The following is a 736-nucleotide window of genomic DNA, read 5'->3' on the forward strand; positions in this document are numbered from 1 at the left end:
ACTGAAGCCATGAGCCCGCCGTCGTCTGCGTCGTTCATTACCTCGCTTGCGGTTTTGCTTTAAACTGCCTGCTCCAGCCGATTCCGGGAAGGACAATGGAAAACACGGATGTTCAAGCACTGCAATTCGAAATCGAACAGCCTAAAGAATACGGTCAATACCTGTTGTATTCCAAAGTCGAGATTGCCGCGATCCTTCGCGCCCTGATGCAGAAAAGGGTCCTGATCAGTGCCTACTTCAACAAAAACAGGTCCTTCCTGCTGACCGCAGTGCTGGCCGTGGACACGGCGGCTGGCAAACTGGTTCTCGACTACGGTCGAGAGAGCGAGACCAACCGCCTGGCCTTGCTGGCCGAAAAACTGCTGCTGACCGCTGCGGTGGACAAGGTGAAGGTGCAGTTCACCGTGGGTAAACTCTCGGAGGCACAGCACGCCGGGCTGCCTGCCTTCAGCGCTGCGCTACCCGACCAGCTGTTGAGACTACAGCGGCGCGAGTGTTTCCGCCTTTCGACACCCATCACAAAACCGGTCAAATGCACCGCCACGATCAGGCGCGAAGATGGCAGCGCCTGTCTGCTCGAGGCACCATTGCTGGATATCAGTGGCGGCGGGGTCGGGCTGATGGCACCGCCGGGTCTGGCTGCCCTGCTGCAGCGCGGCGCCATCATGAGTGATTGCAAGGTCAGTCTGCCTGACGAGGGTCTGTTGGTTACCAGTCTGTGCGTACGCAACAAACT

1 protein-coding gene is annotated in these 736 nt (G+C 58.3%); it reads left to right on the top strand.

The annotated features are described in order from the left end of the window. Nucleotides 1-95: 95 nt before the first annotated feature. Nucleotides 96-736, top strand: a 641-nt coding sequence (locus tag CAPSK01_RS23460) for a flagellar brake protein (RefSeq protein ID WP_273703872.1), incomplete at its 3' end; no start/stop codon positions are given.

Source organism: Candidatus Accumulibacter vicinus (assembly GCF_000584955.1).
GTDB lineage: Bacteria > Pseudomonadota > Gammaproteobacteria > Burkholderiales > Rhodocyclaceae > Accumulibacter > Accumulibacter vicinus.